The following is a 16409-nucleotide window of genomic DNA, read 5'->3' as shown; positions in this document are numbered from 1 at the left end:
CGGGGGGAACGGGGGCTCGGGCGGGGGTTCACGACATGCCCAGTTCTTTGTCGAGCAGCTCGAAGATGTCGTCGCCGGTGGCCGACTCGAGCTCGGCGTCGGCGGTGTCCGCGCTCCGGTGCGCGTCGCTCCACTTCGCGAGCAGGCTCTGCAGCCGCAGCGTGATCCGGGGGTGCTCGGCCTGGTCGTGGCCGGGCGCCAGCAGCAGCGCTTCGAGCCGGTCCAGCTCGCCGAGCACGGCCGGGCGGGCCGCGGCGACGGGCTCGTCCAGCAGCGCTTCGCGCAGGTACCGGGCCAGCTCCAGCGGGGTCGGCTGGTCGAACACCAGCGTCGCGGGCAGCCGCAGGCCGGTGCCGGCGTTGAGCCGGTTGCGCAGCTCGACCGAGGTCAGCGAGTCGAACCCGAGCTCCTTGAACGGCCGGGCCGGGTCGACCTCGGCCGCCGAGAGGTGGCCGAGCACCGCGGCGACCTCGCCGCAGACCGTCTCGGTGAGCAGCTGCTCACGCTCCACTTCGGACATCGCGGCCAGGCGCGTCTTCAGTGCGGCCCCGCCCGCGGCGGAGTTCTCGGCGCTCCGGCGGGCGCGGTGCCGGATCAGTCCGTTGAGGACGGTCGGCACCCCGCCGCCGGCGGCGCGGGCCCGCAGCGCGGCCAGGTCCAGCCGCACCGGCAGCAGCGCCGGTTCGGCCGAGGCCAGGCCCGCGTCGAACAGCGCCAGGCCTTCAGTCGCGGTCAGCGGCGGGATCCCGCCGCGGGTCATCCGGCGCACGTCGGCCTCGGTCAGGCTGCCGAGCATGCCGCCGCCCGCCCAGGGGCCCCAGGCCAGCGACGTCGCGGGCAGGCCGGCCGCCACGCGCCGCTGGGCGAGGGCGTCCAGGAACACGTTGGCCGCGGCGTAGTTGGCCTGCCCGGCGTTGCCGAACGTGCCGGCGACCGAGGAGAACAGCACGAACGCGGCCAGGTCGGCGTCCGCGGTCAGCTCGTGCAGGCGTTGGGCCGCAAGGGCTTTCGGCGCCCACACGGTGTCGAGGCGGTCGGGGGTGAGGGATTCGACGGTGCCGTCGTCGAGGACGCCGGCGGTGTGCACGACGGCGGTGAGCGGGTGCTCGGCGGGGATGGTGCCGAGCACCGCGCCCAGCGCCGCGCCGTCGGTGACGTCGCACGCCTTGACGGTGACTTCCGCGCCCAGCCCGGCCAGGTCCTCGACCAGGTCCTCGGCGCCACCGCTGCGGCTGAGCAGCAGCAGGTGCTTGAGGCCGTGCGTGGTTACGAGGTGCCGGGCCACCAGGCGCCCGAGGGCCCCGGTGCCGCCGGTGATCAGCGCGGTGCCCGCCGGGTCGAGCTGCCGCGGGATCCGCAGCACGACCTTGCCGACGTGCTTGGCCTGGCTGAGGTGGCGGAACGCCTCCGGCGCGTGCCGGACGTCCCAGGTGGACAGTGGGAGCGGTTCGAGCGCGCCGCTCGCGAACAGCGCGAGGACGTCGGCGAACAGCTCGGCGATCCGGTCCGGCCCGGCTTCGATCAGGTCGAACGCCTGGTAGCGGACGTCGTGTGCGGCGGCTACCTGCGCCGGGTCCCGGACGTCGGTCTTGCCCATCTCGAGGAACCGCCCGCCGGGCGCGGTGCTGCGCAGCGACGCGTCGACGAACTCGCCGGCCAGCGCGTCGAGCACGACGGCCATCCCGCCACCGAACGCCTGCTCGAACTCGAGCGTGCGGGAACTGGCGATGTGCGCGTCGTCCAGGCCCATCCCGCGCAGGACGTCCCACTTGCCGGGGCTCGCGGTGCCGAAGACCTCGGCGCCGAGGTGCCGGGCGAGCTGGACGGCGGCCATGCCGACGCCACCCGCGGCGGAGTGGATCAGCACGCGCTCACCGGCCTGCAGCGCGCCGAGCTGGCTCAGCGCGTAGTACGCGGTCAGGAACACGATCGGCGCGGACGCGGCCTGCTCGAAGCTCCAGCCGTCGGGAATCGGGACCAGATAACGGTTGTCGGACACCGAAACCGGGCCGAACCCGCCGGCGAGCAGGCCCATCACGCGGTCGCCCGGGGCCAGCCGGGTCACGTCGGCGCCGACCTCCAGCACCACACCGGCGCCTTCGATGCCGAGCAGCCCGGCCTCACCGGGGTACATGCCCAGCGCGTTCAGCACGTCGCGGAAGTTGAGCCCGGCGGCGCGGACGCCGACCCGGACCTCATGGCCGGCCAGCGGCGCGACGGCCTCCGCGCTGGGCACCAGGACGAGGTTGTCCAGGGTGCCCTTGGCCCGGGTGTCGAGCCGCCAGGCGCGGTCACCGGACGGCGGCTGCAGCGCCCCGCCACCCCGCGTGACCCGCGGGACGAACAGGTCCCCGCCCCGGACCGCGACCTGCGGTTCGCCGGTGGCCAGAGCCGCGTCGAGCGACTCGCCGTCGGGCGCGTCGACGAGGACGAACCGGCCGGGGTGCTCGGCCTGCGCGGACCGCACCAGGCCCCAGACGGCGGCGATGGCCGGATCCGGTGCCTCGGTGTACACCGCGCCGCGGGTCCGCAGCACCAGCTTCGCGTCGGCGTAGCGTTCTTCGGAAATCCAGCTCTGGACCAGCTCCAAGACTTCAGTGATGGTCTTCGCGTCGGCCACGACCAGATCGGGCACCGTGTCGTCGACCTCGCTGAGCGGGACCGCGACGGCGACCGCGTCCGGCTTCGGGAACGGCGTCCAGGCGAGCCGGTACAGCGACTCGGGTGCCGCGGGACCGGCGTCCGCCACGGCCGAAACCGGGCGCAGCACCAGGGATTCGACGGTGGCGACCGGCGCTCCGGACGCGTCCGCGACCAGCAGAGACACGGCGTCGTCACCCGACGGGGTCAGCCGGACGCGCAGTTTCGCGGCGCCGGCGGCGTGCAGCGTGACGCCGGTCCACGCGAACGGCAGCCTGCCGGGCCGCTCGCCGGGCTGGGCGAGCTGGTCGCCGGTGCCGAGGGCGAGCGCGTGCAGGGCCGAGTCGAGCAGCCCGGGGTGCAGGCCGAACTCCGCGGTCCCGGACGGCAGCGCGACCTCGGCGTAGATCTCGGCGGCTGTCCGCCACGCCGCGGACAGGCCGCGGAAGCTCGGGCCGTAACCGAACCCGGCTTCGGTCATCCCGTCGTACAGACCGCTGACGTCAATGGGTTCGGCACCGACCGGAGGCCAGACGGCCAGGCCGTCGGACGGTGCGGCCGCGGCCGTCCCGAGCGCGCCTTCGGCGTGCAGGGTCCATTCGCCGCCACCGGCCACGCGGGCGTGGACGGTCAGCGGGCGGAGACCCCGCTCGTCGGTCTCGCCCACGCGGACCTGGACGTCGACCGCCTCGTCCTCGGGCAGCACCAGCGGGGCGTGCAGGGTCAGGTCTTCGATCCGGTCGTGGCCGGCCTCGTCCCCGGCCCGCACGGCGAGCTCGACGAACGCGGTGCCGGGCACCAGGATCGTGCCGCGCACCCGGTGCTCGGCGAGCCACGGGTGGGTCCGGACGGAAAGGCGTCCGGTCAGCAGGAACCCGTCGTCGCCGGCGGTCGCGACGGCCGCGCCGAGCAGCGGGTGGCCGGCCGCGGCGACACCGAGGGCCGACGGGTCGCCGGTGACGGCCGCCCGCAGTGTCGGCCAGTAGCGCCGGCGCTGGAAGGCGTAGGTCGGCAGGGCGACCCGCGCCACCGGGCCGGGGAACGCGGCGGACCAGCCGACCGGGGTGCCGTGGACGAACGCCGTCGCCAGCCCGCCGAGCAGCGAAGACTCCTCCGGGCGGCCAGCACGCTGGGTCGGTGTGAACACGGCGTCGCCGGTGACGCAGTCCTGGCCCATCGCGGACAGGACGCCGTCGGGGCCCAGTTCGACGAAGCGGGTGACGCCCGCGGCCTCCAGCGTGCGGACGCCGTCGAGGAACCGGACGGCGTCGCGAGCGTGCCGGACCCAGTAGCCGGCGTCGAACTCCGGCACCGGCTCGCCGGTGACGGTCGACACGATCGGGATGACCGGCCGGCCGTAAGACAGCGACTCCGCGATACTGCGGAACTCCGCCAGCATCGGGTCCATCAGCGGCGAGTGGAACGCGTGGCTCACGGTCAGGCGCTTGGTCTTGCGGTCGGCGAAGTGCTCCGCCACGGCTTCTACGGCGGCCTCGTCGCCGGAGACGACGGTCGAGTTCGGGCCGTTCAGCGCGGCGACGCTCACCGCGTCCGACAGGTGTGGCGTGATCTCGTCCTCGGTGGCCTGGATCGCCAGCATCGCGCCGCCGGTCGGCAGCGCCTGCATGAGACGTCCGCGCGCGGCCACCAGCGTCACCGCGTCGGCCAGCGAGAGGACCCCGGCGACGTGCGCCGCGGCCAGCTCGCCGATCGAGTGCCCGGCCAGGAAGTCGGGCCGGACACCGAAGTGCTCCAGCTGCCGGAACAGCGCCACCTCCAGCGCGAACAGCGCGGGCTGCGTGTACTCGGTCCGGTCGAGCAGCTCGGGTTCGCCGAACATGACCGTCTGCAGTGGACGGTCGAGGTGGGTGTCGAACTCCGCGCACACGGCGTCCAGCGCCGAGGCGAACACCGGGTGCGCCTCGTACAGCTCGCGGCCCATCCCGGCCCGCTGGCTGCCCTGGCCGGTGAAGAGGAACGCGGTCCGGCCGGTCGCCGGCGCCGTCCCCTCGATCAGGCCGGCGAACGACTCGCCGCGGGCCAGCGCGCCGAGCCCGTCGAGCAGGGCGGCGCGGTCACCGGCGAGCACGACCGCGCGGTGTTCGTGGACGGCGCGGGTGCCCGCCAGCGCGGCGCCGAGGCCGGTGAGGCCGAGTTCCGGCTGGTCGTCGAGCTGGGCGCGCAGGCGCTGAGCCTGGTCACGCAGAGCGTCGGCGTTGCGGGCGGACAGGACGAAGGGGGCCGTCGACAGCTCGGTCTCCGGCGCCTCCACCGCTTCCGGCGGCGGGGCCTGCTCGAAGACCGCGTGGGCGTTGGTGCCGCTCATGCCGAACGACGAGAGCCCGAACCGGCGGGGCGCACCGGTCTCCGGCCACGGCGTCGGCTCGGTCACCAGCGCGACCGACCCCGCCGACCAGTCCACATGGGACGACGGCGCGTCCACGTGCAGGGTCTGCGGCAGCACGCCGTGCTCGACCGCGAGCACCATCTTGATCAGCCCGGCCACCCCGGCCGCGGCCTGGGTGTGCCCGATGTTGGACTTGACCGAACCGAGCCACAGCGGACGCTCGCGGTCACGGCCGTAGGTCGCGAGCAGCGCCTGCGCCTCGATCGGGTCGCCCAGCTGGGTGCCGGTGCCGTGCGCCTCGACGACGTCTACGTCCGAGGTGGACAGACCGGCGGCCGCGAGCGCCTGGCGGATCACGCGTTGCTGCGACGGGCCGTTCGGCGCGGTCAGGCCGTTGGACGCGCCGTCGGAGTTGACGGCGGAGCCGCGGAGCACGGCGAGCACCGGGTGGCCGTTGCGGCGGGCGTCGGAAAGCCGTTCCAGCAGCACCATGCCGGCGCCCTCGCCCCAGCCGGTGCCGTCGGCCGCGTCGGCGAACGCCTTGCAGCGGCCATCGACGGCGAGGCCGCGCTGGCGGGAGAACTCGATGAACGCCGCCGGGGTCGCCATCACCGTCGCGCCACCGGCCAGGGCCAGCGAGCACTCGCCGGACCGCAGAGCCTGGGCGGCGAGGTGCACCGCGACCAGCGAAGACGAGCACGCGGTGTCGACGGTGACCGCCGGGCCCTCGAGCCCGAAGTTGTAGGCCAGCCGCCCGGACACCACGCTCGCGGCGTTGCCGGTGGCGACGTGGCCCTCCATCGCCTCGACCGAGGCCATCAGCAGGTTGACGTAGTCCTGGCCGTTGGTGCCGGTGAAGACGCCGGTCCGGCTGCCCCGCACCGTGCGCGGGTCGACGCCGGCCCGTTCGAAGACCTCCCATGACGTCTCCAGCAGCAGCCGCTGCTGCGGGTCCATGGCGAGGGCCTCACGCGGGCTGACCCCGAAGAACGCCGCGTCGAACTCCTCGGCGCCGTCGAGGAAACCGCCCGAGCGCGAGTAGCTCGTGCCCTGGTTGTCCGGGTCGGGGTCGTAGATCGCTTCGGTGTCCCAGCCGCGGTCGGCGGGGAAGTCCGACACGGCGTCACCGCCGGCGCGCAGCAGCTCCCAGAACTGCTCGGGAGTGCGGACGCCACCGGGGAAGCGGCAGCTCATGGCGACGATCGCGATCGGCTCGGTGCCGTCCACAGCGGACTCGACGACCTCGTCCACAGCGGACTCGTCGAACAGCTCGGCGGCGAGCAGGTCGGCGAGCGCCAGCGGGCTCGGGTGGTCGAAGACCAGCGTCGCGGGCAGCCGCAGGCCGGTCGCGGATTCGACCAGGTCACGCAGCTCGACGGCCATCACCGAGTCGAACCCGAGTTCGCGGAAGGCCCGGCCGGGCTCGACGGCGTCGGTCCCGGCGTAGCCGAGCACCCCGGCGACCTGGTGACGCACGAGTTCCAGCAGGACGGCCGAACGCTCCGAAGCGGACGCCCCGGCGAGCCGGCTGCGCAGCGCCGATCGCACGGCGGGCTCGGCGGACTCAGTGGCAGGCCGGCTGTCCAGCGCCGCCCGGACCTCGGGCAGCTCACCCAGCAGCGGGCTGGGCCGGGCCGCGGTGAACCCGGGCGCGAAGCGCGTCCAGTCGACGTCGGCGACCGTGACCACCGGGTCGTCCCCGGCGACCGCGCGGGCCAGCGCGGCGACCGCGAACCGCGGCGCCATCGGCGTCACACCCCGGCGGCGCAGGTGCTCGGCGGCGTCGCCGGTCGCCATCCCGGCCTCGGCCCACGGGCCCCACGCGACGGACGTCGCGGTCAGTCCGGCGGCGTGACGGGCCTGGGCGAGGGCGTCGAGGAAAGCGTTTCCGGCGGCGTAGGCCGACTGACCGGCGCCACCCCAGGTGCCGGCGATGGAGGAGAACAGCACGAAGGCGTCCAGCTCGCCCAGCAGCTCGTCGAGGTGGATGGCCCCGGCAACCTTCGCGGTGACGACGTCGGCCAGGTCGGCCGGGGACATCTCCTCGAAGGCCTGGGCCTGGGCGACCCCGGCCGCGTGGACGACGGCGTCGAACTCGAAACGGGCGACCAGCGCGGCCGCGTCGTCGCGGTCCGCGATGTCGCAGGCGACGATCTCGACGTCCACATCGGACAGTTCAGCGCGCAACTCCCTGGCGCCCGGAGCGTCCGGGCCGCGGCGGCTGGTGAGCACCAGCTTGCTCGCGCCGTTCGCGGCGAGCCAGCGGGCGACCTCGGCACCCAGCGCGCCGGTACCGCCGGTGACCAGCACGGTCCCGCGCGGCGTCCAGACGCCGTCACGGCCGGTGGCGCGGGTGAGGCGGCGGGCGAAGAGGCCGTTGGCGCGGACCGCGATCTGGTCTTCGGCACCGAGCCCGGCCAGCACGCCGGGCAGCCGCAGCAGGGCGCGGGCGTCGAGGTCCTGCGGGAGGTCGACGCTCCCGGCGATGCGATCGGGGTGTTCGAGCGCGACCGCGCGGCCGAGCCCGGCCACGGCGGCCTGGGCGGCGAAGTGCCGCCGGTCCCCGGTCGGGCGGTCGGCCCGGCCGACGGCCACCGCACCCCGGGTGACCAGCCACAACCGGGCCGTGGCGGCCACGTCGCCGAGGGCCTGGGCCAGCGCCGCGGTCGCCGCGACGCCGTCCGGAACCCCGGCGTTCGCGCCGGGCTCGGCCGTGGCGAGCAGCGACAGGACACCGGAGACCGGACCCTCCGCGAAGACCTCGCCCAGCAGTTCGGTGAAGATCGGGCGGTCGGCCGCGACCGGGACGCGCAGGATCCGCGTCTCGGCGCCGGCCTCGGTCAAGGTGTCGACGACCGCGGCGAGGATCTCCTCCTCACCGTCCGGGGCGACGAGCAGCCAGGTGCCGCCGACCCGGTTCGCGGCCGCGGGCAGCGGCTGCCAGGTGACGCGGTAGCGCCACGAGTCCGCAGTGGACAGTTCGGTGCGGGACCGGCGCCACGCCGACAGCGCGGAGACGACCGGACCGACCTCGCCCTCGGGCAGGGTCAGGGTGCCGGCCAGCGTTTCGACGTCCTCGCGCTCGACGGCGTCCCAGAACCGGGCCTCGCCCTCGTCGGCCGGGCCGGTCGCGGAGACAGCCGGGACGTCGAGCCAGTAGCGCTGTTCCTGGAAGGCGTAAGTCGGCAAGTCGACACGGGCGGCGGGGCCGAAGACGGCGGACCAGTCCACCCGGGCACCACCGGTGTGGGCGGCGGCGAGCGCGGTCAGCGTCGTCCGGGCGGCGGGCCGTCCTTCGCGCAGGGCAGCGGCGAAGGTGCCGGTGCCCTCCAGGCAGTCCGGGCCCATCGCGGTGAGCACGGCGTCCGGGCCCAGCTCGACGAACGTCGTGACCCCGCGGGCCTCCAATGTCCGCATGCCGTCGGCGAACCGCACGGCCTCACGAACGTGCCGCACCCAGTAGTCGGCATCGAACTCGGTGATCAGCTCACCGGTGACGTTCGAGACGATCGGGACAACCGTCCGACCGTAGGACAGAGACTCCGCTATCCCGCGGAACTCGTCGAGCATCGGCTCCATGAGCGGCGAGTGGAACGCGTGACTCACGGCCAGGCGCTTCGTCTTGCGGCCCAGCTCGGCGAACTGCGCGGCCACCGCCAGCACCTCGGACTCGTCACCCGAGACGACCGTCGAGGAAGGGCCGTTGATCGCGGCGACGGTCACCCCGTCCGACAGATGTACCGAGACCTCGGCCTCGGTCGCCTGGATCGCGACCATCGCCCCACCCGACGGCAGCGCGTCCATCAGCCGGCCGCGCGCCGCGACGAGCTTGACCGCGTCGGCCAGGGAAAACACCTCGGCGACGTGCGCGGCGGCGATCTCGCCGACGGAGTGGCCGAGCAGGTGGCTCGGCCGTGCACCCCAGTGCTCGAAGAGCCGGTACAGCGCGACTTCCAGGGCGAACAGCGCCGGCTGCGCGTACGCGGTGCGGTCGAGGAGACCGGCGTCGGACGAGCCCGCCTCGGCGAACATGACCATCCGCAGCGGCCGGTCCAGGTAGGCGTCGAACTCCGCGCACACCGCGTCGAGCGCGGCGGCGAACTCGGGGTGGACGTCGTAGAGGTCACGGCCCATGCCCGGGCGCTGGCTGCCCTGGCCGGTGCAGAGGAACGCGGGCGCGACGCCGGCCGCCGAGCCGCGGACGACGTTCGCGGCCGCCGCTCCCCCGGCCAGCGCCGTCAGGCCGCGGACCAGCTCGCCGGTGTCCTCGCCGACAACCGCGGCGCGGACGTCGAAGGCGGTGCGCGCGGTGGCCAGCGCGCGGCCGATGTCGTGGGGGTGCCCGGCTTCGGCGTGCTCCAGCAGCCGGGAAGCCTGGCCGCGCAACGCGGCTTCGGTCCGTCCGGAAAGGACCCAGGCCACCGGACCGTCGGCCGGGACCGACGTCTCGGGCGCCGGGTCGCCCTGCTCCAGCACGGCGTGCGCGTTGGTGCCGCTGATGCCGAACGACGACACCCCGGCGCGGCGCGGACGGCCGGTCTCCGGCCAGTCGCGCGTGTCGCGCAGCACCTCGACCGCGCCGTCCGCCCAGTCGATCCGGGTCGACGGCCGCTCGGCGTGCAGCGTCTTCGGCAGTGTGCCGTGCCGCATCGCCATGACCATCTTGATGATCCCGGCGACACCGGCCGCGGCCTGGGTGTGGCCGAAGTTGGACTTGATCGAGCCCAGCCACAGGGGTTCCCCGGCGCGGTCGCGGCCGTAGGTGGCCAGCAGGGCCTGCGCCTCGATCGGGTCACCGAGTGACGTGCCCGTGCCGTGCGCCTCGACGGCGTCCACATCGGACAGTTCGAGGCCGGCCGCGGCGACCGCCTGGCGGATCACCCGCTGCTGGGCCGGGCCGTTCGGCGCGGTCATGCCGTTGGACGCGCCGTCCTGGTTGACCGCGCTGCCGCGCACCACCGCGAGGACCGGGTGCCCGTTGCGGCGCGCGTCGGAAAGCCGTTCCAGCAACAGCATGCCGACGCCCTCGCCCCAGCCGGTGCCGTCGGCGCCGTCGGCGAACGACTTGCACCGCGCGTTCTCGGCGAGCCCGCGCTGGCGCAGGAACTCCATGAAGATCGTCGGGGTGTTCATCACGGACACGCCGCCGGCCAGCGCCATCGAGCACTCGCCGGTGCGCAGGGCCTGCGCCGCGAGGTGCAGCGCGACCAGCGACGACGAGCAGGCCGTGTCGATGGTGACGGCCGGGCCTTCGAGCCCGAAGGTGTAGGCGATGCGGCCGGACGTGATGCTGCCCGCGCCGCCGTTGCCGAGGTGCGCGCTGTACTCGTCGAGGCCGTCCGAGGCGTAGAGCCGGGAGCCGTAGTCGTGGTACATCACGCCGGCGAACACGCCGGTCCGGGAGCCGCGCGCGGCCGCCGGGTCGATCCCGGCGCGCTCGAAGGCCTCCCACGTCGTGGTCAGCAAGAGCCGCTGCTGCGGGTCCATCGCCATCGCCTCACGCGGGCTGATGCCGAAGAACTCCGGGTCGAAATCGGCCGCGTCGTAGAGGAAACCGCCTTCGCGGGCGAAGCGGGTGCCGTCACCGTCCGGGTCCTGGCCGTAGAGCAGCTCGGGGTCCCAGCCGCGGTCGGCGGGCAGCGCGCCGATGGCGTCGGTGCCCGAGGAGACCAGCTGCCACAGCTCTTCCGGCGTCCGGACGCCGCCGGGGTAACGGCAGCTCATCGCGACGATGGCGATCCGGTCGTCCGTGTCGTCCACAGTGGACTTGGCTCGCCGGACCGGCACGATCTCGCCGGTGCCGAACAGCTCCCCGCGCACGTGCCGGGCCAGCGCGAGCGGCGTCGGGTGGTCGAACACGAGGGTCGCGGGCAGCCGCAGGCCGGTCGCGAGGTTGAGGCGGTTGCGGAGGTCGACCGCGGTCAGCGAGTCGAAGCCGAGGTCCTTGAACGGCTTGCCGTCGCGCACCTCGTCGGCGGACGCGTGGCCCAGCGCGGCGGCCGCGGTCGTCCGGACCAGGTCGAGCAGCTGCTGCTCGACCTCGGCCTCGCCGAGCCCGCTCAGCCGTTCGCGCAGCAGGGACTCGTCCTCGGCGGCACCGGCCGCCGCGCGGCGAGCCGGAGCACGGACGAGCCCGCGCAGCAGCGCCGGCACCGAGCCCGGCTTCGCCGTCGAGGCGGCCAGCCGGACCGGCACGAGCAGGGCGTCGTCACCGCCGGTGGCCAGGTCGAACAGGGTGAGGGCGTCTTCGGTGGGCAGCGGCTCGATGCCGCCGCGGCTCATCCGCCCGAGGTCACCGTCGTCGAGGTGACCGGTCATGCCGGACGCCTGCGCCCACAGGCCCCAGGCCAGCGACGTCGCGGGCAGCCCGGCGGCGCGCCGGTGCGCGGCCAGGGCGTCGAGGAAGACGTTGGCGGCGGCGTAGTTGGCCTGCCCCGGGCCGCCGAAGGTCCCGGCGGCGCCGGAGAACAGCACAAACGCGCGCAGCGGCAGGCCGGCGGTGAGTTCGTGGAGGTCCGCGGCGGCGTCAACCTTCGGGCGCAGCACGGCGGCCAGGCGTTCGGGGGTCAGGGACTCCACGGTCCCGTCGTCGAGCACACCCGCGGTGTGCACGACCGCCGTGAGGTCTTCGGTCCGCGCCAGCAGCGCTTCGAGGGCGTCGCGGTCGGCGACGTCGCACGCCGCGATCTCGACGTCGGCACCCAGCGCGGTCAACTCTTCCGCCAGCTCGGCGGCGCCGTCGGCGGCGAGGCCACGACGTCCGACGAGCAGCAGCTTCCGGACATCGCGCTCGGCGACGAGGTGGCGGGCCACCAGCCCGCCGAGGGTGCCGGTGCCGCCGGTGATCAGGACCGTCCCGTCCGGACCGAACACCGTGTCGTCCACATCGGACACGGTGTGCCGTGCCAGGCGCGGGGCGTACGCGACGCCGTCCCGTACGGCCAGCTCGGCCTCGTCGGCGGCGAGCGCGGCCGGGAGCAGATCGAGCAAGTTGTCCGGCGTGACGGCGTCGAGGTCCGCGACGGCGAAGCGACCCGGGTGCTCCGAACGCGCCACGCGCAGCAGGCCCCAGACGGTCGCCGCGGCGGGGTCGCCGCTGCCGTCCGGGCCGAGCGCGCCGCGAGTCACGAAGACCAGGCGAGAGCGGTCGAACTTGGGCTCCGCCAACCAAGCTTGCACCAGGTCGAGGGTGTCCTGCGCGGCCTTGTGTGCGGCGGCCGCGAGCCCGTCGCCCCCACCCGGGGAGACCACGACGAAGTCCGGCGCCCCGCCGTCACTCGACGCGGCGAGAGCGCCGAGGTCGGCCCAGGAGGCGACCGAGCCGCCCAGTGGCGTGCCGAGCTGCGCCCAGGTCGCCGAACCGTCCACAACGGACAGCGGCAGTTCCGGCCAGTCCACCCGGTACAGCGCGTCCCGGACCCGGCCGGCGTCGCCGATGGCCGCGGCGTCGACCGGACGCAGGACCAGCGACTCGACCGCGGCGACCGGGCGGCCGCTCTGGTCGGCGACGTCGAGCGAGACGGTGTCCTGCCCGGCCGGGCTCAGCTTGACGCGGATCGCGTCGGCGCCGGCCGCGAACAGCGTCACCCCGTTCCAGGAGAACGGCAGCAGCCCGCGCGCGGACCCGGTCAGGCCGACGCCGTGCAGCGCGGCGTCGAGCAGGGCGGGGTGCAGGCCGAACCGCCCGGCGGTCGGTTTGACCGCGTCGGGCAGGCGGACGTCGAGGTAGAAGTCGTCACCGGAGCGCCAGGCCGCGTGCAGGCCGCGGAAGGCGGGCCCGTACTGGAAACCCGCGGCGGCGAAGGCGTCGTAGAGGCCGTCGACCGGGACCACCTGCGCGCCTTCCGGCGGCCAGGTCACGGTGTCGGCGGGCGCCGGGGTGCCGGACGTCGTGAGGGTGCCGGTGGCGTGCCGCGTCCACGGCTCGTCGAAGGCGGCGTCGGCGGGCCGGGAGTAGAACTCGATGGTCCGCGGGTCGCCGGCACCGACCGTCACCTGCAGGGTGACGCCGCCGCGCGCGGGCAGCACCAGCGGCGCTTCGAGGGTCAGCTCGGCCAGCCGGTCGCAGCCGGCCTGGTCCCCCGCGCGCACCGCCAGCTCGACAAAAGCCGTGCCGGGGAACAGGATCGTGCCGCCGACGGCGTGGTCGGCCAGCCACGGCTGGGTGTGCGCGGAGAGCCGGCCGGTGAACAGGAAGCCGTCGCCGTCGGCCAGCGCGACGGTGGCGCCGAGCAGCGGGTGCGCGGCCGCGCCGAGCCCGGCCGAGCCGAGGTCGCCGGTGCGGATCGCGGACACGTCCGGCCAGAACCGGCTGGGCTCGAAGGCGTAGGTCGGCAGGTCGGCGCGCTCGCCGGTGCCGTACAGCACGGCCCAGTCGGGTACGACCCCGCCGGCCAGCGCCTCGGCCAGCGACAGGTGGAACCGCGCGAGGCCGCCTTCGCCGCGGCGCAGGGTCCGCAGCGCGACCGCCTCGACGCCTTCGTCCTCGAAGGTCTCCTGCAGCCCCACGGTGAGCACCGCGTGCGGCGCGACCTCGAGGAACGCGCTGATCTCTTCGGCGAGCATGACGCGGACGGTGCCGTCGAACCGCACGGTCTCGCGCAGGTTGCGGAACCAGTACCGAACGTCGAGGTTGGTGGTGTCGATCCGCTCGCCGGTGACGGTCGAGTAGAACGGCACGTCGGTGGCGCGCGGGCGGACCGGGGCGACGGCGCGTTCGAACTCCTCGCGCAGCTCCTCCAGCTGGGCCGAGTGCGCGGCGTAGTCGACGGCGACCCGCTTGGCACGGACGCCGTCGCGCTCGCACCGGGCGAGCAGCTCGTCGAGCGCACCGACGTCACCGGAGACAACCGTGCTGGTGGGACCGTTGATCGCGCCGATCGACAGCGGGCCGCCGGCGATCAGGGCCTCGACGTCGGCCTGCGGCAGCGCCACGGACAGCATCCCGCCCCGGCCGGCCAGGCTCAGGACCAGGCGGCTGCGCGTCACGACGATCAGCGCACCGTCCTCGAGGGACAGAGCGCCCGCGACGACGGCCGCGGCGATCTCGCCCTGGGAGTGCCCGACATACGCGTCGGCGGTCACGCCGTGCGCCCGCCAGACCTCGGCGAGCGAGACCATCACGGCCCACAGCACCACCTGCTGCACGTCCACCCGGTCCACTTCGGACGGTGCGTCCTCGGCACCGGCGACGACGTCGAGCAGCGACCAGTCGACGTGCGGCGCCAGGGCGGCCGCGCACTCGCGCATCCGGGCGGCGAAGACCGGGGACGCCGTCATCAGCTCACGGGCCATGCCCTCCCACTGCGCACCGGCGCCGGGGAAGACGAAGGCGGTCCGGCCGGCGGAGGTGACCGCGGCCCGGGTGGCCGTCGTCAGATCGTCCAAAGCGGACAGCAGCGCGTCCCGGTCGGAAGCTTCCACGACGGCGCGGTGTTCGAAGGCCGCCCGCGTGGTGGCGAGCGTGCGGGCGGCGTCCACAAGGGACAGTTCGGGGTGCGCGGTGAGGTGCTCACGCAGGACCTCAGCCTGCCGGGTCAGCGCGGCTTCGGTACGACCGGACAGCAGCAGCGGCACGGTGCCGCCGACGGGCGCCTGAGGTGCCTCGGGGGCCTCCTCCGGCTCGGGAGCCTGCTCGATAATGGCGTGCGCGTTCGTGCCGCTCATGCCGAACGACGAGACGGCCGCGCGGCGCGGTTCGCCGGTCTCCGGCCAGGTCCGTGCCTCGGTGAGCAGCTCGACGGCGCCGGCCGCCCAGTCGACGTGCGGGGTGGGCTCGGTGACGTGCAGGGTCTGGGGCAGGACGCCGTGCCGGATGGCCTGGACCATCTTGATGATGCCGCCGACCCCGGCCGCGGCCTGCGAGTGGCCGATGTTGGTCTTCATCGAGCCGAGCAGCAGCGGACGCCCGTCCGGGCGGTCCTGGCCGTAGGTGGCGAGCAGCGCCTGGGCCTCGATGGGGTCGCCGAGCGAGGTGCCGGTGCCGTGCGCCTCGACGGCGTCGACCTGCCCGGCCGACAGCCGCGCGTTGGCCAGCGCCTGCAGGATGACCTTCTGCTGGGCCGGGCCGTTGGGCGCGGTGAGGCCGTTGGACGCGCCGTCGGAGTTGATCGCCGTGCCGCGCACCACCGCGAGCACCGGGTACCCGAGGCGACGCGCGTCGGACAGCCGGGCCAGCAGCAGCATGCCGACACCCTCGGCCCAGCCGGTGCCGTCGGCGGCGGCGTCGAACGCCTTGCAGCGGCCGTCCGGCGCGAGGCCGCGCTGGCGGCTGAACTCGACGAACGCGCCCGGCGTCGACATCACGGTGACGCCGCCGGCCAGCGCGAGCGAGCACTCGTCCCGGCGCAGGGCCTGCGCGGCGAGGTGCAGCGAGACCAGGCTCGACGAGCACGCGGTGTCGACGGTGACGGCGGGGCCTTCCAGCCCGAAGCTGTAGGCGACCCGGCCGGAGAAGACGCTCGCCGCGCTGCCGGTCGCGACGTGCCCTTCGACGCCTTCGGGCGCGTCGGCGAGCAGCGTCGCGTAGTCGTGGCTGGTGGTGCCGACGAAGACCCCGCACTGGGTGCCCTTCAGCGAAGCGGGGACGATCCCGGCGCGCTCGAAGGCCTCCCACGACGTCTCGAGCAGCAGCCGCTGCTGCGGGTCCATGGCGAGCGCTTCGCGCGGGGAGATGCCGAAGAACGCGGCGTCGAACCGGCCGGCTTCGGCGAGGAAGCCGCCTTCGTTGGCGTAGGTGGTGCCGCTGTGGTCGGGGTCCGGGTCGAAGACGGCGTCGGTGTCCCAGCCGCGGTCCTCGGGGAACGGGCCGATGACGTCGCGCCCCTCCGACACCAGCTCCCAGAGCTGCTCGGGGGTCCGCACGCCGCCGGGGTACCGGCAGCTCATCGCGACGACGGCGATCGGTTCCTGCGTCCGGTCCTCGAGGCTGCGCAGTTTCTGCCGAGTCTGGTGCAGGTCGGCGGTGACCCACTTCAGATAGTCACGGAGCGTCGCCTCATCGGCCATCGCCGCACACCTCACTTGTCGCCGTGTCTGCGTCCCCCGGCTTCGTTCGGTGCGCGCGTTCCCTGTTTCCTGTGGTCACAGCGCTGCGCCGACGAACCGGTGCCAGGGAAACCTATGAATCGGCAGACTCCCGCGACAACCCTTAGCGACCCCCTAGGCCCCTAGTCGAACCCGGCTCCGACCTGCGGAAAAGCCCCGGGACGCCGCTGTGTCGCCGTAGCCGGCGAGGCCGCGTACCGGAAGGGCGAACACTGCCCAGAGCGGCGGACACAGGCCCGGAACGGCCGACACGGCTCAGCCACAAACTCCGGGCAGCACGGCGGCCGTTCCGGGCGGCGGCTTGCCTCGTCCCGGCGCGAAACGGAAAAGCCCCGGGACGCCGCGCTTTCGCGAGGCGTCCCGGGGCCGGGTGCGA

At 74.6% G+C, this 16409-nt stretch carries 1 protein-coding gene; it reads right to left on the bottom strand.

The features are described 5' to 3' along the window. Window positions 1-28 precede the first annotated feature (28 nt). The gene (locus ACIOD2_RS24020) at window positions 29-15994 is read right to left on the bottom strand and encodes a type I polyketide synthase (RefSeq protein ID WP_400541875.1); all 15966 of its coding nucleotides are present in this window, start codon (window positions 15992-15994) and stop codon (window positions 29-31) included. Between the last annotated feature and the right edge of the window lie 415 nt (window positions 15995-16409).

It is taken from the genome of Amycolatopsis sp. NPDC088138 (assembly GCF_044741685.1).
Taxonomy (GTDB): Bacteria; Actinomycetota; Actinomycetes; order Mycobacteriales; family Pseudonocardiaceae; genus Amycolatopsis.
The sequence above is the reverse complement of the archived record's forward strand: the minus strand, read 5'-3'. Positions and strand labels throughout refer to the sequence as shown.